The organism is Leptobacterium flavescens, assembly GCF_010671605.1.
Taxonomy (GTDB): domain Bacteria; phylum Bacteroidota; class Bacteroidia; order Flavobacteriales; family Flavobacteriaceae; genus Leptobacterium; species Leptobacterium flavescens.
This window is the reverse complement of sequence record NZ_JAABOO010000001.1, coordinates 1,356,398-1,377,914: the sequence shown is the minus strand read 5'-3', so window position 1 is coordinate 1,377,914 and position 21,517 is coordinate 1,356,398. Positions and strand designations below refer to the sequence as shown.

The following is a 21,517-nucleotide window of genomic DNA, read 5'->3' as shown; positions in this document are numbered from 1 at the left end:
ATGAACAAGCAACAATTAATTTCGTTTTGTGCATTAGCGTTTACCTGGGGGGTAACTGCGCAAAACACCTTTCCTTCTACAGGAAATACCGGGATTGGTACTACTAACCCATCCGGTCCTTTACATGTTAAAGCAGATTCGGATAATATATTAACGCTTCAAACTTCCGATAATGGAGCACTTTATACGAACTGGATTGATAAGGATGGTATAATAAGAGCCACTACAGGGTTTGCTTCTAACAACCTAAACGCTTTTCAATTTAAAGTTTTGAACGGCACTAATGAGTTCATGATTTTCGATGCCAGCAAGTTTTATTTCAGAGGAGAGCTCAGAGGCGACGGAGATATTATATCTCACGGAGCTACCGGCCCTAGAATTGGTCAGAATGGTTATGATTCCATGGCCTATGGATTAATGGGATATCGAGATGGAAAAATTGGAGATGGGAACCTCTATATGATGGTTCGAAATAAAAATACTAATAACGGTTCCTGGATTTCGGTGGGGCAAAGAGATTCTGATTCTGATAAAGGAGATATTAAACTGATAGCCGGGTATTTTGAAGGCCTTGATATGAGGGGGAATATAAAATTTAGTGTAGGTGGTGGTGAGAATGTCGACGCTATTATAGATTATAACGGTAATATGGGAGTCGGAACAACTGATCCAAATGCTAAACTGGAGGTTGCAGATGAGATCAGGGTAAGGTTAGCTACTAACAATACAGATAAAAATGTTGCCCGGATAGTACCTTTGGGATACAGTGGTGTAACCGGAGCAATGAACTGGGCACTTAGAGGGACTTATCAGTATGGAAATGGAGTTAATACGAATTCGGCTGGAGGGGATCTGGACCTTATTAAATCTTTAGACAGAAACACCATTTTAGCTACTAAAACAGATGGAACTTCATTAGGTAATGTAGGTATTGGAACTACTTCTCCGGATTCCAAACTTACCGTAAAAGGAAAAGTTCATGCCGAGGAGGTAAAAGTAGACCTTTCCGTTCCTGGCCCGGACTATGTTTTTGCCAACGATTATGATCTCCGCACTTTAGAAGAACTTCAGAAATATATTCAGCAAAACAAGCACTTACCCAATATCCCTTCTGCTGTGGAAATGGAGGCTAATGGGGTTGAATTGGGGATTATGAATATGAAACTTCTGGAAAAGATTGAAGAGCTGACACTCTACACTTTAGAGCAGGAAAAAAAGCTTAAAGAACAAAAAGAAGCTAATCAAAAATTGGAAACACGTCTGTCAAGATTGGAAGAGTTGCTTCCGGGAAAATCAAAATAAAACTCAACACTTAAAATTATAAATACGATCATGAATAAACTAGCATTACCCCTCGCATTAATAGCCTTAATTGGAAGCGTATTCTCATTCTTTTATTTCCAGTCACAATCCGAATTGGTTTATGTAGATGTCAATAAACTCCTTGAAGGTTATGATAGAACCAAAGTAGAACAGGAAGCTTTTAATAAAAAAGCAACCACTCTAAAAGCCAATGTGGACAGCCTGATTGTGGATTGGCAAAATCAACTTAAGAAATATGAGAAAGAGAGAGCTTCTATGAGTAAGAAGGAAAAGGAGCTTCAACAGGAGCTGCTGAATGGTAAACAGCAGCAGATCAACAATTATCAGCAGGCTGTGCAGCGGCAGATACAGGAAGAAGATCAGAAAATGACACAGACAGTCATTAATGATATCAATGATTATGTAAAAGAGTATGGAAAGAACAATGGTTTTAAGATCATTTTTGGTGCCGGCGGCAACGGAAATATCATGTATGCGCATGAGGCATCCGATCTTACCAGGGAGGTGTTGGAAGGCCTTAATAAATCATATCAGGGAATTTAAGAAGATCAGAAAAAATGAGAAAATACAAACAACATATCATTCTAATATTGGGCCTGATAAGCTTTATTTCCTGTACTCAAAAAAGCTTCGATACTGAAGAAGCTTTATGGGCACATTTAAAGGAAGAACCTAATGGATATGTACAGCATAAAACCATAAACGGTATTGACTTTACCCTGACATACCGCCCGACAGATCTGCTGGTAAAGCAGGAATTGGGAAAGGACATAAATGAGAAAAGAGTGGATAGCCTGCGTGAAAAATATGGAGAGTATCTCTATTTCAATCTATCTATGTCCAGAAATAATCAGGAGCTGCTGAGCAGTACTGCTCATGACCGTAACAGGTTTGGACTCCTGGTCAATCAGCTGGCATTTGGAATGACAAATAAAGTACATCTGTACACTCCTAAACGTGATACTATAGCATTGCTGGATTATATATACCCCAGGATGTACGGAATGAGTAATAGGACAAGTATGCTTTTGGTCTATCCGAAAGAAGAGCAATTAATGAAACAGGACCATATCAATCTTAGTATAGAAGATATTGGATTATTTACGGGAGAGGTGACTTTTAAAATACCTCTGGACCCTTTAAAAGATGAACCAAAATTAAATTTTAACAAGATGCTGCCCTGATTAATAAGGGAGTTTTGAATAAAAAAGATAACATTATGAACAAAACCAGATTTTCACACAAAGTCATTGCAGTGTTTTTAACACTCAATTTTCTCCAGACTTTTGTTCCGTATAATATGCTGTTGGCATCTAACAGCGGACCAATAGCACCTGAAGCAGCCGGGTTTGAACCTGTAGATGCAACCGATATGGTTAGTTTACTTTCAGGAGACCTAAGTTATGTATTACCGCTTTTAAACGTGCCATCTCCGGAGGGAGGTTATCCCTTAGCGCTTTCATATCATGGAGGTGTAGCCGTTGATCAGGAAGCTTCCTGGGTAGGCCTGGGGTGGAATGTTAATCCGGGAGCGATAAACCGTTCTGTAAATGGATATCCCGATGATTGGAATGCAGGTAAATTTACGGAAAGATTCTATGATGCTGGGGGCACTGAAACGACACATTCTTTTCGAGCGAATTATACTTCTCTAGCTTCCGGACAATCCTTCGGTCTATCAGTATCTCATAATTCCAATAAAGGTTTTGGAGGCTCTGTTAGTTATAGTAATTCTGCATTAGGAGTTGGTGGTTCACTTGGAACTGATGGTTTCTCGATCCGATCAGGAGCTTTTAAATTTTCATCCAATGATGGCTTTGGAATAGATCTAGGAACTTTATCCTATGATAAAAGAGGTTTGGGAGTGACGGTCGGAGGAAATATTGGTTTAGGAGAAGGAGGAAAACACGGAAGTGTTGGATTGGGTTTTAGTTTTTTTACCAAAGCAGAGCCTACAGCTAATCTTTCTTATGCAGGAACCTCGCAGGGGAAAAATTATAGTATTGATTTAAATCTATCATCTTCAGGAGTAGGTATCTCCGGAGGGATAGGTGCATCGGAAGCAGGTGTAAACATAGGATTTCAGCAAGCAGTAAGTGCCAATGATTATAATTACAAAAGAACAGGATGGGGTTTCTTTATACCAATACCTGCCATTGTTAATGGTGATGTACAAGGTCTTTATACTATTGGATTTAGTAAACAAAAGATCAGATGGGCCTTAAATTCTTCTAAAAATAGCTTTGTTAGTGGAGTTTTGAACTTAAACCAGGCAAGAAATCAGGTAGGGAAATATAAATGTGAAGTTTATACGATCAGCCCTCCGGAAACAGAGGTTCATACAACTACTTTTTTTGTTAATTCTGAAGCAGAATGTGACTGTAGTTTGGTTGGAACATTACCTATTGGAGATACTTGCGATGGAACTAACGTTGAATTTGTTCAACAAGGAGATTCTTTTATGGATATAAACGAAGTTGGTATTACTAATGCAAGTGCTGAACTCAAATACAACAATGCGGTTTTTCCTGCATATGACGGGTATCGTGTGGATGCTCAAGGATTATCAGGAAATATGAGGCCTAAAATTTATGAAAATGGAGCACTTATGGGATTATCCCGGGATTACAAAAGTATTTTTGACTATACATTGAATTACAAGCTACCTCTTTCGGGTAGTACTCAGTCAAGTTATACTGATTTTGAGAATGATATCTATTTTACTTTTGATAATGAATATTCATCTTCTTTAAATATAAATCCAGTTACTTTTCAAAATAATACGAATAGTAATGATATTTTTGACTATTTAAACCTTTCAAGTGCTGATACACAGGCTTCAAGGAAAAAAGATGGAAGATTTGTCCAGGTTTTTACCAATGAAGAGATTAATAACGATATAGCTCAGCAAAAGGGTTTATTACTTCCTGTAAATAATGAACCTAAACCATTTGATACGGAAGATGGGATTGGGGGATATAAAATTACTTCGCCCGATGGTAAAACTTATCATTATTCGTTACCGGTATATAATCATGAAACATTAACTAGAACCATAGGAGTTGTAGATAAGCCTGAAAGAGAATCATATTTTGAAAAGCGTCAACTTAAACCTTACGCTACGCACTGGTTGTTAACGGCTGTTACGGGCCCTGATTATATTAAATCGGATGCTACAAGAGATTATCCGGATGAAAGTGATCTGGGTTATTGGGTTCGATTTGATTATGGAAAATGGTCGGACGCTTATGTTTGGAAAACACCATATGGAGAAGATTATACTGTATCTGATGAAGATGAGGACATTAAAACCAAAGTTCATGGGCGAAAACAGATCTATTACTTAGATAAAGTTAAAACTCGAACTCATACTGCTTTATTTGTGAAGAATATCCGACAGGACAACAAAAGTGAAGACTGGACATATCAAGCTGTTGGACTAGCCAAGTTCCCTAGCGCATCCGAATTTGATACTCCACAGTTTTCAATTCCTTCACAAAACTCATTACGCTTGGAAAAAGTTGTTTTGGTAAAAAATGAAGATGACAATACTTCAAAAGCTTCTGGAAGTAATTTAGCAAATACAGGTAGTGTTAACATAACTTACAATGGAGAAAAAACAGAAACTGCTTCTTATAACATGGAAGATAAGGTTTTGGATGTAAATGATAATATACAGAATGCATTAAATAAGGCGATTAAAGTAATTGATTTTGGAGCTCATTATTCTTATGATCTTGCGACGAATTCTCCAAATGCTTCCTCAGGACGTTTAACTTTAAATGGAGTTTCTTTTAAGGGCAAAAGCGGCGTTCAGTTATTGCCATCATACACATTTGAATATGATGACTCATATGATTTTAATATTGATAAAAAAAATGAGTGGGGGTATCATATAGACAAGCCGGAAGTTTGGTCATTAAATAAAGTTATTACACCTACCGGAGGGCAAATAATCATAAATTATGAGAATGATGAAGTAAAATCATCTATCCCGACCCAGGAAGTTTCTTTTAATAATGAAACAACAGGTGAATACTCAGCCAGATTTAATGGAACTATCATAGAAAATGGACAAGTATATGGGAGATATTTGGTTGAGACAAACGGACAGATCAATTTGCTTAATAGTACGGTGAAGAACATTTCTCATGATCAACAAACATGCCAGGGAGATAATAATAACGGAACCGAAACTATCGTAGAGTACGATGGTCCTGGAACAGTACTTAGTGGAAATAATGGAATCTTTACAATTAAAACTACAAACCCTATAAATTACCAGATTGATCCTTTTACTGATTGTTCTGGTAGTGGATATCACGATGATCTTATCATTAAAATGGAGATAGGTTCAAGTGTACAAACCGGAGGTGGGATTCGCGTAAATTCGATTTCCACTGTTGATGAAGAAAACAGAACTTATACAATAGGGTATAACTACAACGATCCTAATACAGGACAAACATCTGGAGTTGTAAGCTATATCCCATTTGCTAAAGGGGCTGACGAAACCGTCCCTTATGGATCGGAACTTCCGCCTCCTATCCCAATGTATGAGTATGTCAGTGTAGAGAATGTATTGGGAACTTATAATTCAAGTTCAAATATCCTTACTAAAACTGTTCATAAGTTTAAAGTATTGGATTTAAAGGATGTACAGGATATAAAATTTGGTGATTTATTTGAAATTACCTCTCAAACAAATTTTGATGTTCATAATTCTGCTCAGAATAAAGATGTGGAGGCAAAATCCATTAATGTAAAAGACAATTTTTCCTGTATCGGTCAAATCCTGGAAATTAGTAGCTATAATAGTTTTGGACAGTTAATTTCGAAAACGGTTAACGATTATGCTTCTACAGATGAAATTACCAAAGGAATTTCACAGGAATCTTTCCAGACGTATAAAGAGGTGGATTATGCCAGCGGTAATTTGAAAGATGAATGGCTTTTAAATGCTTCTACTAAAATAATATACCCTTCGGTACTTAAAAGCACAACTATTACGCAGGGAGGATATACAACAACAACTTATTTTGACAAACATGATGATATAACTGGCCAACTTCTCGAAACAAGAGTTTATGGAAGCGATGGACGAGCGTTTAAAACGGAAATAGTACCTGCCTATACCAAATATTCTGATATGGGAAGCAAGGTAGATAATATTTCGAATAAAAATATGCTTACTCAGGCGACTGCAAGTTATAATTACCTATTTGACCCGAATGATGTTCCAGATCCCTGGAAAGAAATAGGAGTTGGAATTACAACATGGAAATCCTGGAATAATGATGTGTGGAGAAAACATAGAACCTATACATGGAAAGGTTCCTTGAATGCTGATGGAACATTCCAGAATTATTCGGACAATTTTAATTGGGCTACATCTGCTACTTCGCAAACTTCTGACTGGCAAAAGATATCTGAAATATCTAAATATGATAATTACTCGATGATCCTTGAGACGATTGATATTAATGGTAATGCACTTGCAACAAAAATGGGAGACAATGATACCAAGATATTTGCTGTAGGAAATGCAGGTTATGATGAAATATTCTATTCCGGAGCAGAAGATCCAATTGGGAATAATTTTAGCGGAGAAGTATATAAAGCTGGCGCTGCAATTGTTGATGATACAAAAATGCATAGTGGGAAGAGCTCGGTGAGAATTTCTGCCAATGTAAAAGCATTTGCTGCTATACCTAAGACTACAGGTAATTACAGAGTTTCGGTCTGGGTAGAAAAAACGAATTATTCTACCACAAGAGTAAAAACCGGCTCTCAGACTATTTCCTACAATGAAGGTGAAAAAGTAATTGCGGGAAATTGGGTGCAGTTAAACTTTGATGTACCTGTAACAGCTAATCAGGAAGTTTATATAACCACTATCTCTGGTACTGCCTATTATGACGATTTCAGAATGCACCCTGTAAGATCATCGATGACCACCTATGTGTATAACGAATGGAATGAACTCACTCATATTCTTGGTACAAACAATCTTGGAACCAAATATGAATATGATGATGAAGGACGCCTTATAAGAACTTATGTTGAGGTAGTCGATATAGGATCTATTGTGGGAGGCTTCAAAAAAATATCCGAAAATACTTATCGCTATCAACGAGGAAGTGAGATCGGTGGAAATTAGAATGGGCTTAATTTATTAATCAGGAATAATTTAAAAAGAAATGAAAATCATGATAAAAAATAAATATTTCATTCTGGTATTCTCTTTGCTGGCATTCCATGGTTTTGCACAGCAAGTTGGAATATCGGATACCGATAAGAATTTAATATCTACCACTTTATATGATATTAACGGAACTGTAAGGGCAGCAAGTATATCTTATTTTAATGGCTTAAGTAAACCAACCCAGGCACAGAATTTGGATATTAATACAGGAAAAATATGGGTATCTCAAATACTGTATGATACTCAGGGAAGACCCGCTTTACAGACTTTAAGCGCACCTATCGGGTCACCTTCAAACTTTTTATATAAAAATAACTTTGTACTTAAATCTAACGGGGTTACTTATGGCACTTCAGATTTTGAAGCCAACATAGAGGATCCGGCTGGTGTAGGTAATCAGGCTAATACTTTAGGTTGGTATTACAGTACTTCCAATACAGGAGAGCCTTATCAGGATATTACCTCCTATCCCTTTAGCAGAACGATCTATGATGAATTAAACCCGGGTAATACCAGAATGATTATTGGAGGGAATAAAGCTGATACGGATGCAGATGGGCAGATAGATGACTGGATATCGGGTTATAGCTATACGGTTCCTGCATCCCAGGAACTATACTATGCTTTTGGAAGAGACTTTTTTACAGAAGGAGAAGATGAGGTGCTTGCCCAATATACAAATGCTACTTTAACAGGCTTGTTTAATGATATAAATAAAAATGTTGTTACTCTAAAAGCTTTTAAGACTATATCGATAGATCCTCATGGGGTGGAAAATGTGGTGTTTACAGATAGTGAAGGGAGAACCCTGGCCGCTGCTCGTTCCGGTGAAGGAGCTCAAAAGGAAGTATTGTCCATTATTGGAGATCAGGGTTATGTAGATATTCATATCGCCAAAGGCTGTGAGAGTGGAATTACCTACCTGGGAGGAACTTCCAATTATAAAGTGTATAACCTAAGAACAGGGCAGTTGGTTACAACTTCTACTACACTAACGGCTGGAGTTTATAGAATAGAAGCTATTAATAAAAGTAGTAGCCCTCCTTTTGCTTATATTGATAAAAGCAATGGGAGTATTCAGCCTGCTTTTTCAGATTTAAAAGGGATACGTTATAAAATCAATTATTATGATTTTAGTTTAAATTATTATGACGAAGCAGGTAGATTGACTTCCAGTTTACAACCTCTGGGCTTTGATAATAGTTATACTCTAAATCAGGCTGTGCCAGCTCATAACAATAATCTTAAGAGTACCTATGAGTATAATGCGTTGGGGCAATTAATACATACGATCAGTCCGGATGAAGGAGAGGCCTGGTTTAAATACCGAAAGGATGGGCAGATACGTTATTCTCAGAACAGTAAGCAGTTGGCTGCCAATGAATTTTCCTATACAAACTATGATAGTTTTGGAAGACCTGTGGAAAGTGGGGTATTAAGTAATTCTGGCTTTACAACTGCAGACCCGGATGGAGTACTTTCTTCCGGAACCAGGAAAGAGCAGCATTTTACGGTATATGATGTTCCTGATCAATCAGGTTTAAGCACCGCTTTGGGAAGTTTGTCTTCTAGTTACCCAACCCAGAACTTTGTACCGGGTAATGTGGTAAAGACCTACACTTTAAACCCTTCAACCACAACCACCTGGTATAGCTATGATGTATACGGGCGTGTGGAATGGATGGTGCAAAAGATAGATGGTTTGGGAACAAAGACCATTGATTATGAATATGACCCTGTTACGGGAAGTGTTACTAAAGTGGACTTCCAGCGTTATACAAGCTCAGAGCGTTTTGTACATAAATATACTTATGATGCCCAGGATAACAACTTGATTAAGGTAGAAACCTCTACAGACGACACAAACTATACTGTACATGCAGATTATACCTATTATGAGACCGGAGCTCTAAAACGGATGGAATTAGGAGGAGGTCTCCAGGGAGTTGATTATGTGTATAATCTGGCAGGCCAGTTAAAGAGTATTAACCATCCAAGTTTAAGTGCTTCCAATGATCCTGGAGGAGATAATAATGATCTTTTCGGAATGGCTATAGATTATCATAATGCCGATTATATGCGTGCTTTAAGTAATATCACTTCTACTACCTATGGGACAGATCGTTTTGATGGGAATATAAAAGGAACCAGGTGGAATAATGGCTATCAGCCTTTAAGTAATGCTCAAAATGCTTATTCTTATCAGTATAACCGCAATAACTGGTTGACCGGTGCGGAGTACGGGCAGTATACAGGAACAACTTCCAATACCAATATTCCGGCAAATATTACTAAAAATACGGTGGTATCTGGAACGGAAACGTATCAAGCCAGTAACAGTATTACCTTAACGCCTGGTTTTCACGCCACCTCGGGCTCGGATATTAGTATTGTAGTTCTGGATACAGACGGTTTTCAGGAAAATGGTAATGGCGATTATAATGTAAGCGGGATTACCTATGATGCCAATGGGAATATCCAGACTTTAAACCGGAATAAAAATACTGAGAACGGTTCTAATGCCATGGATGCCCTGAGTTATACCTATAAAACGGACAAACCTAACCAGTTGTTAAGGGTAGATGATGCGGTAACCGCTACTACAAATGTGGATGATATAAAGGACCAGGATGGAAATAATTATATATATAATGAACTAGGACAGTTAATTACCAATAATGAAGAGGGGATTTCTTATATTTACAATGCTAGCGGTTTGGTTACTGAAGTGAAGAAAAACAACCTTCCTTTGATAAAGTTCTTTTATAATGATAAAAATCACAGAGTTAAAAAGGAGAGTTATGATACGAATGGAGTACTACAAAACAGTATTTTTTACGTTCGGGATGCACAAGGTACAACACTAGCAGTTTACAATGGTAGTGCGGTTACAGAACATACGATTTACGGAAGTAATCGCTTAGGAATGTTTTTCAGGCAAAGTAACACCAGTGTTTATCAGTTAACAGATCATTTGAGGAATGTTAGGGCAGTAGTAGGTAAAACCGGAAATACGGCTACCATTACAAATGCTTCCGACTATTATCCTTTTGGAATGATAATGCCTAATAAACAGTTAAATGATGGTAATTATCGTTATGCATATCAGGGGCAGGAAAAGGATACTGAAACAGGTAAGGAAGCTTTTGAACTTCGTTTGTGGGATGGTAGAATAGGTAGATGGTTAACAACTGATCCTTATGAGCAATATAATTCTCCGTATTTAGGAATGGGGAACAACCCTATTAATGGAGTTGATTTAGATGGGGGATTTTGGCAAGAATTAGGTAATTTTATATTAGGTAGAGGTTGGAATAGTGACGCTGCTCTAGAGTTTGAGGCAAATGGAGGAAGTTTAGGAGAATGGACTGGAAATCGTTTCTCTGGTTATAGAAATGCTACTTCGGTTGTAAATGGAGAAGTTGTTGGTACAACCTTTGACGCGGTTCAAGATTTTAACTTTGATGCTTCGCTAGTTACAGGATTTAGAATTACTGGCGGTCTACAGGGAGGGCTTGATTTTTTTGGTGTTGGTCTTGAAGCAAATTTTTTTTCCACGACCTTGTTGGAATGGAATAATAATGAATTTTATAATATTTTTGATAATATTGAAGGAGGAAAAAATTATTTGGATTCTGATAGAAGATATCAAGCCTTAAGTTTTACATATCCAATAGGAGTGGTTGTGATACCTGCGGGTGAGGTACCTATTCCCATACCAATTGAAGTAGAGCATGGTTTTGATATAACAACTAAAAGAGGACGTATTACGAGTATAAATTTTCATGCCCAAGCGCAAGCCACATCACTTTTGCAAATAGGTTTCGATAAAGAGCTTTATACAGATCAAGCAGTAAGATTGTATAATAAACATGGTGTATCTTTGGGAGGAAAAGCAGGAGTAGGAATTGAATTTTTTGCTACGGGTGAACTCTCTTTTAATCTGCCTAAATTTTAATTTATCTTAAAAATGAAGAGATTTAATCTTGATAATAACTTTCAACCATTAAGTTCGTTCGGATCATATTTTGGTTTAATAGTCTTGTCTATAATATGGTTGGTAAATATCCTAAACAAGAACTGGGGTTATACAATTATATTATCATTAATAATTTTGCTTTACTGGATTTATATTTTCAGGAAAAAACGTCGATTCAGAAGTTTATCATTTGATAAAACAAATCTATATATTGATAATAATATAACTGTACCGTTAAAAGACATTATATCTATTCATAAAGGAATAATAAAATATTCTTTAAACGGAGAAACTAAATCAGTTTATTTTTTTTATACGGTTTTAGAGAAAAATTTACCTCGATTGAGAGAGTTTCACAATGAAGCTATTTCTCAAGATAAATAACCATCTACTGTAGGTGCCTGATAGCGCGGAACTTGCTTGGCGGCAGTCAGGTTTGTTGCTCGTGCAAAGGAAATACAGTGAATAAAAGCGAAACCACTTCTCATTTTAGGGAGGTGGTTTTTTGATTGATAGAAGGAAAGAAGGAATGCATATCTTTAGGATATATGACTGCAGTCACATCCCGATAGCTATCGGGATAGCACCAGCTTGGGAAGGAGAATTCCTATGATAGCCAGAACGATCAGTATTTCCTGAAGATTTAGTGCCGGAACCTTTTGTTTAAATAGCTTCTCATAGTTTTTATATTATTATCATTAGTAATGTCATATTTATAAGAAAAATAATTTTATTGAATACGTAAGAATTAGTATTTAGTAATATTTTTCTTTCAAAAGAAAACTTATTCTTATATTTGATTACTGTAGCTGAAAGAATTTTATTTCATAAAATAATCGAATTTTTCTCGATAAGTAAAAAATTAGGTTTATGGATAAAAAGATTTTAATTTCAGTTATTACCATTTTCATTGCTTCAATTACTTCTGCGCAGATACATGAAGATGCTAATGGAAATGTTGGGATAGGTACTACCAGTCCATCCGTTAAATTAGATGTTAACGGTATTATTAAAGGGAAAGATTTCCTTACAATTGATAAGAACGGAAGTTATAGACTTGCCCTGAACGGACAATCTCATGGATATATTTATGGAAGAAATGATGCTGTTGAGGATAAATTCCTTATAAACTCTAATGGTTACTCCTGGTTTAACGGAGGGAATGTAGGGATAGGAACTATGAATCCTCTAAGTAAACTTCAGGTTGAGGGAAGGGTAGCTGTTGGAAGAAGTCACCTTTTGCAAATGGATTGGGCATATGAAGCTAATTGGAACGGAAGTTCGAATAAATGGGCAGGTTACCTGGGGTTTAATGCATATAGAAATAATGATGATACGAAAGACTATTATTTTGGTCTTAATCAATATACAAGTAAAGGAGTTTTTGAAGGATCGAACCACGGATTCAGATGGCTATACAGAAATGTAAGTAATAGTGATTCCAATGGTCAGCATCAGCTTACGGAATATATGCGTCTGACAAATAATGGTTTGTTGGGGATAGGAGTAACAAGCCCTAAAACACAACTCGTTGTTGGAAATAATTTCGGGGCTAATATTTCAGGAACGTCTGCTGGAAATTCTTTATTTGGATCTAATCTGGCTTATATACAGGGAGGAATCAATCATAATAAACTTATAACTCCTTCAGGCCATAATAATAATTATGGATACTCAGGAATGCGAAGTGCCTGGGGTAAATTATACTTCTATACGGGTTCCGGAAATACGGTGGCCGGACAGATTATCAATCCGGAAGCCAGAATGTTTATCAAGGAAAATGGAAACATTGGAATAGGTACTACTTCTCCCGATTCCAAGCTCACTGTAAAAGGAAAAATACATGCCGAAGAGGTAAAAGTTGATCTTTCCGTTCCCGGACCAGACTATGTTTTTGCTAATGATTATAACCTCCGCACTTTAGAAGAACTTCAGAAATACATTCAACAAAACAAGCACTTGCCCAATATTCCATCCGCAAAAGAAATGGAAACTAGTGGAGTTGAATTGGGGGTTATGAATATGAAACTCCTTGAGAAAATTGAAGAATTAACCCTTTACACTTTAGAGCAGGAGAAAACAATCAAAAAACAAGCAGCAGAATTGCAATTACTTAAAAAGCAGAATACAAAAATTCTGCAGCTGGAAGAGAAATTAAATCAATTATTAAATGATAAATAGGGGAGGTTATGAAAAAATAACAAATAAAATAATTGAAAAGCAAACAGAACCAATAAAGTACGAGAAGAAAAATTAACTTAATTTGATATGGATATTTTAAAACGCCTCATAGGTTTATTATTAATAATAGCCTGTATTTCTTATACTGTTTATGAAATTAACAGATTCAATAAAGGTAAAGAGTTCGACTATATGATTTTTTCTTACGACATTAAAATATATATAGGAATTTTAACCTTTTTTGCGATTGGTATAATAATGGTGTATCGAGAACTTAAAATATTTTTATGATGAGAATGGGGATAATATTTTTCTGGCTTCTAACAACATGCATTTCTAATGCCGGGATAGTGCCAGTTTGGGGAATAAAAATAAACTCCAATAAGATGAAATTATAATATACTTTGTTATGAATTATACGAAGCTAATTACTGGGTTTTTGTTTATTATTATTGGCGGAATTGTTTTTTATTATGACCTGAAAAAATTTAAAGGAATTAAAAGTAATGATATGCGTTTCCCGATGTTTACAGGGATGTTTGGAGCCATGATTGGCCTTGCTCTAATAGGAGCATGGGTAGTAATACTGGAATTAAGTAAATTATTTTGATAACTCTGATAACCCTGAATTGCCAAAATATGAACCGTTTAAGAATTCGGAAAACGAAAATAAACAATAATGAATTATGCAAGCTTAATTTTTGGAGTACTTTTAGTAATATTTGGAGCTAGTATTTTTTCATATGAACTAAAAAAATTCAAGAAAATTGAAAAACCAGGAATGCTACTTCCAAATTTTCTTAAAATGTTTATAAGTCTTGTGGCACTTGCAATACTTGGACTATGGATAATAATAGAAGAATTAAGTAAAATACTTTGATAATCCGATAGCTATCGGGATAGTGCCAGTTTAGGAATTCGGAAAACGAAAATAAACAGCAATGAATTATGCACGCTTAATTTTTTGGTTATTTATGGTAATATTAGGGGCTAGTATTTTTCTATATGAATTTAAAAGGTTCAGAAAGATTGAAAATCTGGGGATGAGACTCCCGAATTTCGTTACAATTTTTGTAGGCTTACTAGCGCTTATAATATTTGGATTGTGGATAATTATAGAAGAGTTAAGTAAATTATTTTGATAATCCGATAGCGCAGGCAGCTCCCCGTTAGCGCCAGAATACTTCTGGTGCTGGAATAAATTAAAATAATTAAACCCAAAGCCGCAAATGTAATTTGCGGCTTTTTTCTTATAAATTAAGAAGATTTTAAAAGAAAACACTAGTATAAATAATGGTTTTTTCCTACATTTACATTTGTAAATATCTTATTTTAAAATGTGGAAAAAAGTAATTATTATATCGTCTTTAGTTTTTATTTCGGGCTGTAAGACCATCAGTGTACAGCATCAAAAGCAACAACTGGCAGTATCGGTGCCGGAACTGGGATCTGTAGGAATGGAAGAAGGCAATCTTCTTCATAATAACTTTCAGCAGGTGGGAATGCCGGAGTTGCCACAGAAGATCAGAATTCAGGCAAAAAAGATCCCTTTCGATAAAAACAGCTATAAAGCATATGTCAAATACCTGGAGGAAACCGGAAAGGAAAGTCCGCTTAAATTTTCGGATTCCCTACCGCAAAAACCAACCTACCTTCATCTGTCGGTAATGGACAGGATTGGTGTAAAAGAAGCCTTAAACCAACCCAAAAACAAGGCCCTGCTTTCCTACCTGGAAAATGATAAGGCCTATAAGATCGTAAGTGAGATAACCACGGTAGTAAAACCCGAGCTTTTACAATCTTTTTCAGAAGCAGAGGAAGTATACCTGGTTCAAAAAGGGATCTCAAAACTGGGACTGGAACTGCTAAAAGACGGGAAGGTATTTAAGGAAGTGAACTTTTCAGCACTGAGCCCTTTTGCCTATCAGCTTTCCTCCTTTTGTTGGGGAGAGAACTATAAACATCAGACGGTCATCAAAGCTATTGTAGATGGTAACCCCTGCCCGAAAAACACATATAAAAAAGCACATAAAATCGAGAAGAAAAAAGATGTTTTTAGGTTTAGATAATTGAGACATAGGATATGAGATATGAGTGTTGAAATGGCTATGAAAATAATACTCCTTAATCATCTATATGACCCGGTATTTTCTGAGTGAATGGGTGGAATTTGGTCCCGATAGCTATCGGGATTAAGGTTTGGGGCTTAATCATTGCCATTAGCAAATATCTCATATCTCACTTCTCAATACTTTGTACTCATCCCGATAGCTATCGGGACTTAATACTAACAAATATGAAAAAACCAATTTTATACAGCCTCCTCCTTTTATTCATCAGCTGTGATGACATCCTGGAGGTTCCGGACATATCCGATCAACAAGTAATCTTATTAGCCCCTGCAGAGGGGACAAGTGTTCAGGGAAACACGACAACCTTTAGCTGGCAGGCATTAACCGATGCCGAAGAATATGTTTTACAGGTGGCAACACCTGATTTTAATAATGCCTCTCAAATCGTGATCGACAGTACACTTACGGGAACAAGCTTTACAGGAGAACTATTACCTAATAGCTATGAATGGCGATTGAAGGCTATCAATAGCGGATTTGAAACGGCTTATGCTTTCAGGAATTTTACGGTTGAGGAAAGTGACGGCCTTTCCGGAAATACGGTGATCCTCAGCTCCCCGGCCGATAATTTTGCTACGAATAATACGGAAGTTACTTTAAACTGGGAAGCTCTTAATGATGCCACAGAATACAGGATACAGGTAGAAGAAGATACGGTGATCTTTGATGAAACTATTGAAGAAACCTCAATTGATCTGACCTTTACCGAAGGAGAATTCGATTGGAGGGTACGAGCACAAAACGCTACGGAAAGTTCACTTTTCAGTAGCCGTTCCATTGTTATCGATCTGACTGATCCTAATGTACCGCAACTGAGCAGCCCGGTCAATAATGACACCTTTGACGGGATGGAGATCGATTTCGACTGGACCCGGGAGGATATTGCCGGAAGCCGGGAACTCGACAGTATTTTTATTTATACCGATAGCAACCTGCAAAATCTGGCAATCAAAGACCAAAGTATTACCAAAGCTTTTTCAGCCACCCTGCAAGCCGACACTTATTTCTGGGTGGTAAGAGCCTATGACGAGGCTGGAAATGAAAGTGACCTTTCTGCAACCCGAACATTTACGGTGAATTAAAAAAAAGATACAATCAAACATTTTAAAAAATCAAAAAATGAAAAAAATAATTTTTACAATTTTACTTGCCGGTGCATCTATTGGGTTAAATGCTCAAAATACGTTTCCTGCTAGTGGCAACGTTGGTATCGGAACTACAAATACAAGTAATGGTATTTTAACGGTGAATGGAGATTCGAGTATAAACCTGTTACGGCTTGAAAACGATGGCTATGGGAATGAAGCTTCTTTAAGGCTTCGTTCCAAGAGTAGTTCGGGTGGCACTTTGCATTCTGATATTTCTCTGTTTGCAAGTGGAACTAACCAGGGATATCTGGGGTTTAAAGTCCCACATAATAACGGGGTAAACACAGGATATGACATGATTATAAATCATGAAGGTAAGGTTGGGATAGGAACTACGAATCCGGATGAAAAATTAGATGTTAATGGCAGTATTAAAATGCTCAGTGGAGCCTATGGAGCTGCATATTTTAAATACAGCTATAGTACCGGAAATACCAATAGCAGGAGCTGGATTATGGCAAATGATTTTTATGATTGGGGAGATTTTGGGATCTATCAATCCCCCAACCAGACTTCAAGTGATCTTCAGCAATATATTCAGAACTACAGATTTTATATAAACAGAGATGGAGATATTGGAATCGGGACTGTAACTCCGAATGGCTGGAAGCTAGCGGTAAATGGTAAAATAAGGGCCAAGGAAATTAAAGTGGACACAGGTTGGAGTGATTTTGTTTTTGAAAAAGATTATGACCTACCAACTCTTACCGAGGTAGAAGAACACATTAAGGAAAAGGGTCACCTTAAAGATATTCCATCTGCAAAAGAAGTTGCGGAAAATGGGATTCTTCTGGGGGAGATGGACTCCAAATTACTTCAGAAAATAGAAGAACTCACCTTATATACGATCAATCAGGAAAAAAGAATAAAAGAACTCGAAAAAACAAATAAAAAATTACTTCAGGTACTGGAAAAACTGGTGAATGAAAAATAAAAACAATACATATATCCTTCTTACCCTGGTCCTTGTGGTCTGGGGGCTTATTGCTTATAGAGTATTTTCGGCACTGGGTCCGGAAGATGAGGTAGTCGCACCTGAAATTGCAGCCGTGTCTTTTACCCCTAAAGCTGTTAAAGAGCAGGATACCTTTAATATCAGTTCCTATTCAAGAGACCCTTTTTTGGGAACTTTTAAAACAAAGCCCAAACCAAAAAAGAAAAGGATAGCAGTAGTAAAAGAAGAAACCCCATGGCCACAGATCCGGTATGCCGGACTAATGGGCGACGGGAATTCCGATGAAAGCATATTCTTTGTTTTTATCAACGGGAAACAATATCTCCTGAAACAAAATGACAGTATGGAGGATATCCGCCTTATAAAAGGCGATAAAGAAACCGTTACCCTGAGTTTTAAGGGAAGGAAAAAAGTAGTTAACATGCAATGATAAAGGCTTTTTTAAATATAAAGATCAAGGGAGGAGCCCTGCAATTTGTACTTTTTATTGCGGTGCTTATTGCTATTCTCCTGGCAGCCTTTATCAGTCTCAGTCACGTACATACGCTCTTTAAAAAACAAAGCAATCTGGTGGTACAAACCGTTAAGGAAGGCGATAATCGCCTATTCGCTTCTCTGGAAAATAAACAGGGAATCTTGTCTTTGGAAAATGAGGATAATATCACCAACAGTAACTGGGGAGTATTTGAAAAATTAACCGTCGTAAGTACCGCCAAAAAATACAGTTTTACCAAAACTGCCCTTAACGGAGGTCAGGTAAAAGAACGAACGGCACTGTATCTTAAAGAGAGTCACCAGCCCTTGATCCTGGTGGGGAACACCAGGATAGAAGGCCGCGCCTTCCTCCCCAAACAGGGGGCAAGGGCAGGCAATATCTCCGGGAAATCATATTACGGCTCTTCCCTGATTTACGGAAGTGTGAATGAAAGTACCGATAAGCTCCCTCTGCTGGAAGATACATTTAAACACAAACTGGACAGCTTTATGGAAACCGGCGGATCGAATAATACAGAATTGATCTCCGGAGAAGCAAATACATCTATCCGTAACTCCTTTAAGAAGCCAACCCGTTTGATGTACCTGGGTGAGAGAATAGATCTCGACGGAATTGAGCTGGTCGGAAATATTATCGTTCGCTCCGAACAAAAGATAAGGGTGGGCACTTCTGCCGTATTAAAAGATATCATCCTTATAGCTCCCGAAATTGAGATAGAAGCAGGAGTAAAAGGAAACTTTCAGGCTTTTGCCACTAAAAATATATCGGTAGGAAAGAATTGCGAACTAAGCTATCCGACCGCTTTGGTCTTAAATATTAAAATCCAGGCGGATCAGGATCCGAATAAGGAAAAGCGCCAGATATTTCTTGATCAGAGTGCATCAGTAAAAGGAATAATCGCCCAGTTCGGGACAGCAGGCGAACGCAATTTTAAACCTCAGGTAGTGATCGAAGAAAATGCATTGATAGAAGGAGAAGTTTATTGTGAGGCCAGGATGGAACTAAAGGGCAGTGTTTACGGAAGCGTCTTTACTTCTGGTTTTGTTTCCAATCAGGCAGGATCGGTATATCTGAACCATATTTTTAACGGAAAGATCATTGCTGCTGCCCTGACAGATCAGTATGCAGGCTTAGCTTTTTCCGGGACAAAAAAGAATATCGTTAAATGGCTGTATTAAGGAAAATAAAAGCATCAACCCTGATGGAAACCATGGTGGCTACAGTACTGATAGTAATTGTATTTATTATTGCCAGTCTGACGCTCAACAATACCTTTAACAATAGCATCAGTAATAACACCCATCAGATAGAGAACTATCTTCATAAACTGGAATATCAGTATAAAAACCACCTGATAAAACTACCTTTTGAAGAAGAATTCGGGAAATGGGATATCCTTATAGAAATTGAAAAAGAGGCAGGCCGGGAGATCGCATTGATAGAAGCTGTGAACAAGGAAACAAAAAAAGAATTAAAAAGAAAACTCAGGCTTGAAGAAGAACGGTAAAATAAAAGCATTTACCCTCAACGAAATGGTAGTGGTACTTATCCTTACGGCAATTGTGGTAGGGCTGGCTTTTTCTGTCCTTCGCCTTACCCAGAAACAGATGAATGGCATACAGCAGAATTTTATAGCCAGCGATGAGGTCAGGAAACTGGAGCAAAGCCTGTGGATCGATTTTAATCGATACTCCCGTGTGCACTACGATCCGCAGGAGGAAAAATTACAACTCCAAAATGAACTGGGATCTGTTGCCTACGATTTTGAGGAAGGATCCATCATCAGGGAACAGGATACCCTGCACATCAAAAGAGAAGAAATGATCTTTTACCTGCATGGAAAAGAAACAGTGCAGGGAGCTGTAGATGCAATTGAAATAATTACATCAAAGGAATTTTTAAACAAAACCATCTTCGTTTACAAACAGAACGATGCAACCCACTATATGAACAATGGCCTTTAACCTGGACAATATATCAACCGCTAATGCAACTGCTCCTTCCAAAAAAAGCGGAGGAGAAACAAGCATTTTAAAAAAGGAGATCCGTCTTTTCGGCTCCCTTTTTTCAAATAAGCAAAAAGAGAACTTTTATACCGAACTCAGTGTCCTCTTACGAGCCGGGGTCAATCTGAAAGAAGCCTTGAGCCTAATTGAAGAAGCCCAGAAAAAGAAGGAAATAAAAGAGTTTCTACAAGGAATTATTACCGAGATCGTTGCCGGGAATAGTTTTTCAGAGACCATGCTTAAACGCAAGGAATTTACCGAATACGAATATCACTCTGTAAAAATAGGAGAGGAGACTGGTACCCTGGAACGCATCTGCAAGGAAATGGGGAGTTTTTTCTATAAAAAGAACGAACAGAGAAGGAACCTGGTAAGCGCCCTGACTTATCCGGTCATTATTCTGGTTACCGCCGTATTGGTACTTGTTTTTATGTTGAGGTTTGTAGTGCCGATGTTCCAGGATATCTTTAAACTGAACAATGTAGAACTACCCGCCATTACCAAAATGATCATCGCCTTGTCCGAATCCCTGAAATCCTATGGATGGCTTTTTTTGGCTGCTATTGTGCTCTTCTTTGTTTTCAGGGGAATGCTGAAGAAAAAGCAATGGTATATGAGGAAAAAGGACGAGCTGCTGGTAAGGATCCCTTTCCTGGGAGCTTTTGTTAAAACCGTTTACCTGGCGCAATTTACCCAGGCTGTATCACTTTTAAGTGCATCCAGGGTACCTATCGTCAGCAGTATCCAGCTGGTAAAAAAGATGATAGGCTTTTACCCCTTGCAAAAGGCACTGCAAACCGCAGAGGAAAGAATACTGACTGGAACCTCCCTGAGTGAGAGCCTGAAAGGAAATAAAGTGTTCGATAACAAGATAATTGCCCTGATAAAAGTAGCAGAAGAAACAAATCAACTCGATTTTATCTTCGAGCGCCTGAACAATCAATACAATACTGAACTGCAGCAGCGTTCCAAACTACTGTCCACGGTCATGGAACCGCTTATCATTGTATTTGTCGGCCTCTTGGTAGGAGTGATCCTGATAGCCATGTACCTGCCGATGTTTAAACTGAGCAGTGTTCTGGGATAAATTTA

The 21,517-nt window shown here is 37.5% G+C and carries 16 protein-coding genes; all 16 read left to right on the top strand.

The window, feature by feature from the left end; all coding sequences use genetic code 11:
* Positions 1 to 1,302, top strand: a complete 1,302-nt coding sequence (locus tag GWK08_RS06015; RefSeq protein ID WP_163605989.1) for a tail fiber protein — start codon at positions 1 to 3, stop codon at positions 1,300 to 1,302.
* 30 nt (positions 1,303 to 1,332) lie between these two features.
* The gene (locus GWK08_RS06010; protein WP_204336000.1) at positions 1,333 to 1,866 is read left to right on the top strand and encodes an OmpH family outer membrane protein; all 534 of its coding nucleotides are present in this window, start codon (positions 1,333 to 1,335) and stop codon (positions 1,864 to 1,866) included.
* Positions 1,867 to 1,880: 14 nt separating this feature from the next.
* Entirely contained in the window at positions 1,881 to 2,507 is a 627-nt protein-coding gene (locus GWK08_RS06005) for a hypothetical protein (protein WP_163605988.1), read from the top strand.
* 35 nt (positions 2,508 to 2,542) lie between these two features.
* Complete coding sequence (locus tag GWK08_RS06000) at positions 2,543 to 7,483, top strand: hypothetical protein (RefSeq protein ID WP_163605987.1); 4,941 nt, start codon at positions 2,543 to 2,545, stop codon at positions 7,481 to 7,483.
* Positions 7,484 to 7,532: 49 nt separating this feature from the next.
* Positions 7,533 to 11,486, top strand: a complete 3,954-nt coding sequence (locus tag GWK08_RS05995; protein WP_163605986.1) for an RHS repeat domain-containing protein — start codon at positions 7,533 to 7,535, stop codon at positions 11,484 to 11,486.
* Positions 11,487 to 12,377: 891 nt separating this feature from the next.
* A complete protein-coding gene (locus tag GWK08_RS05990) occupies positions 12,378 to 13,688 on the top strand; it encodes a tail fiber protein (protein WP_163605985.1) in 1,311 nt (436 codons plus the stop codon).
* A 409-nt stretch (positions 13,689 to 14,097) separates the two neighbouring features.
* Entirely contained in the window at positions 14,098 to 14,298 is a 201-nt protein-coding gene (locus GWK08_RS05985; RefSeq protein ID WP_163605984.1) for a hypothetical protein, read from the top strand.
* A 69-nt stretch (positions 14,299 to 14,367) separates the two neighbouring features.
* Positions 14,368 to 14,568, top strand: a complete 201-nt coding sequence (locus tag GWK08_RS05980; protein ID WP_163605983.1) for a hypothetical protein — start codon at positions 14,368 to 14,370, stop codon at positions 14,566 to 14,568.
* A 457-nt stretch (positions 14,569 to 15,025) separates the two neighbouring features.
* Positions 15,026 to 15,757, top strand: a complete 732-nt coding sequence (locus tag GWK08_RS05975; RefSeq protein ID WP_163605982.1) for a hypothetical protein — start codon at positions 15,026 to 15,028, stop codon at positions 15,755 to 15,757.
* A 227-nt stretch (positions 15,758 to 15,984) separates the two neighbouring features.
* Positions 15,985 to 16,902 carry a hypothetical protein gene (locus tag GWK08_RS05970; protein ID WP_163605981.1) on the top strand — a complete coding sequence of 306 codons (918 nt, stop codon included), beginning with the start codon at positions 15,985 to 15,987 and terminating at the stop codon, positions 16,900 to 16,902.
* 37 nt (positions 16,903 to 16,939) lie between these two features.
* The gene (locus tag GWK08_RS05965; RefSeq protein ID WP_163605980.1) at positions 16,940 to 17,902 is read left to right on the top strand and encodes a hypothetical protein; all 963 of its coding nucleotides are present in this window, start codon (positions 16,940 to 16,942) and stop codon (positions 17,900 to 17,902) included.
* A complete protein-coding gene (locus GWK08_RS05960) occupies positions 17,892 to 18,353 on the top strand; it encodes a hypothetical protein (RefSeq protein WP_163605979.1) in 462 nt (153 codons plus the stop codon). The genes GWK08_RS05965 and GWK08_RS05960 overlap by 11 nt, the downstream gene beginning before the upstream one ends.
* Entirely contained in the window at positions 18,350 to 19,597 is a 1,248-nt protein-coding gene (locus tag GWK08_RS05955; protein WP_163605978.1) for a hypothetical protein, read from the top strand. The genes GWK08_RS05960 and GWK08_RS05955 overlap by 4 nt, the downstream gene beginning before the upstream one ends.
* On the top strand, positions 19,585 to 19,926 hold the full coding sequence (locus GWK08_RS05950; protein WP_163605977.1) for a hypothetical protein: 342 nt from the start codon (positions 19,585 to 19,587) through the stop codon (positions 19,924 to 19,926). The genes GWK08_RS05955 and GWK08_RS05950 overlap by 13 nt, the downstream gene beginning before the upstream one ends.
* Positions 19,910 to 20,383 carry a PulJ/GspJ family protein gene (locus GWK08_RS05945; RefSeq protein WP_163605976.1) on the top strand — a complete coding sequence of 158 codons (474 nt, stop codon included), beginning with the start codon at positions 19,910 to 19,912 and terminating at the stop codon, positions 20,381 to 20,383. Before GWK08_RS05950 ends, GWK08_RS05945 begins: the two co-directional genes overlap by 17 nt.
* Positions 20,373 to 21,512, top strand: a complete 1,140-nt coding sequence (locus GWK08_RS05940) for a type II secretion system F family protein (RefSeq protein ID WP_163605975.1) — start codon at positions 20,373 to 20,375, stop codon at positions 21,510 to 21,512. The genes GWK08_RS05945 and GWK08_RS05940 overlap by 11 nt, the downstream gene beginning before the upstream one ends.
* The last annotated feature ends 5 nt before the right edge of the window (positions 21,513 to 21,517 follow it).

Excerpts from the sequence above, each read along its gene's own strand:
- GWK08_RS06015 (WP_163605989.1), top strand. The coding sequence starts at position 1 with ATGAACAAGCAACAATTAATTTCGTTTTGTGCATTAGCGTTTACCTGG.
- GWK08_RS06010 (WP_204336000.1), top strand. The coding sequence starts at position 1,333 with ATGAATAAACTAGCATTACCCCTCGCATTAATAGCCTTAATTGGAAGC.
- GWK08_RS06005 (WP_163605988.1), top strand. The coding sequence starts at position 1,881 with ATGAGAAAATACAAACAACATATCATTCTAATATTGGGCCTGATAAGC.
- GWK08_RS06000 (WP_163605987.1), top strand. The coding sequence starts at position 2,543 with ATGAACAAAACCAGATTTTCACACAAAGTCATTGCAGTGTTTTTAACA.
- GWK08_RS05995 (WP_163605986.1), top strand. The coding sequence starts at position 7,533 with ATGATAAAAAATAAATATTTCATTCTGGTATTCTCTTTGCTGGCATTC.
- GWK08_RS05990 (WP_163605985.1), top strand. The coding sequence starts at position 12,378 with ATGGATAAAAAGATTTTAATTTCAGTTATTACCATTTTCATTGCTTCA.
- GWK08_RS05985 (WP_163605984.1), top strand. The coding sequence starts at position 14,098 with ATGAATTATACGAAGCTAATTACTGGGTTTTTGTTTATTATTATTGGC.
- GWK08_RS05980 (WP_163605983.1), top strand. The coding sequence starts at position 14,368 with ATGAATTATGCAAGCTTAATTTTTGGAGTACTTTTAGTAATATTTGGA.
- GWK08_RS05975 (WP_163605982.1), top strand. The coding sequence starts at position 15,026 with ATGTGGAAAAAAGTAATTATTATATCGTCTTTAGTTTTTATTTCGGGC.
- GWK08_RS05970 (WP_163605981.1), top strand. The coding sequence starts at position 15,985 with ATGAAAAAACCAATTTTATACAGCCTCCTCCTTTTATTCATCAGCTGT.
- GWK08_RS05965 (WP_163605980.1), top strand. The coding sequence starts at position 16,940 with ATGAAAAAAATAATTTTTACAATTTTACTTGCCGGTGCATCTATTGGG.
- GWK08_RS05960 (WP_163605979.1), top strand. The coding sequence starts at position 17,892 with ATGAAAAATAAAAACAATACATATATCCTTCTTACCCTGGTCCTTGTG.
- GWK08_RS05955 (WP_163605978.1), top strand. The coding sequence starts at position 18,350 with ATGATAAAGGCTTTTTTAAATATAAAGATCAAGGGAGGAGCCCTGCAA.
- GWK08_RS05950 (WP_163605977.1), top strand. The coding sequence starts at position 19,585 with ATGGCTGTATTAAGGAAAATAAAAGCATCAACCCTGATGGAAACCATG.
- GWK08_RS05940 (WP_163605975.1), top strand. The coding sequence starts at position 20,373 with ATGGCCTTTAACCTGGACAATATATCAACCGCTAATGCAACTGCTCCT.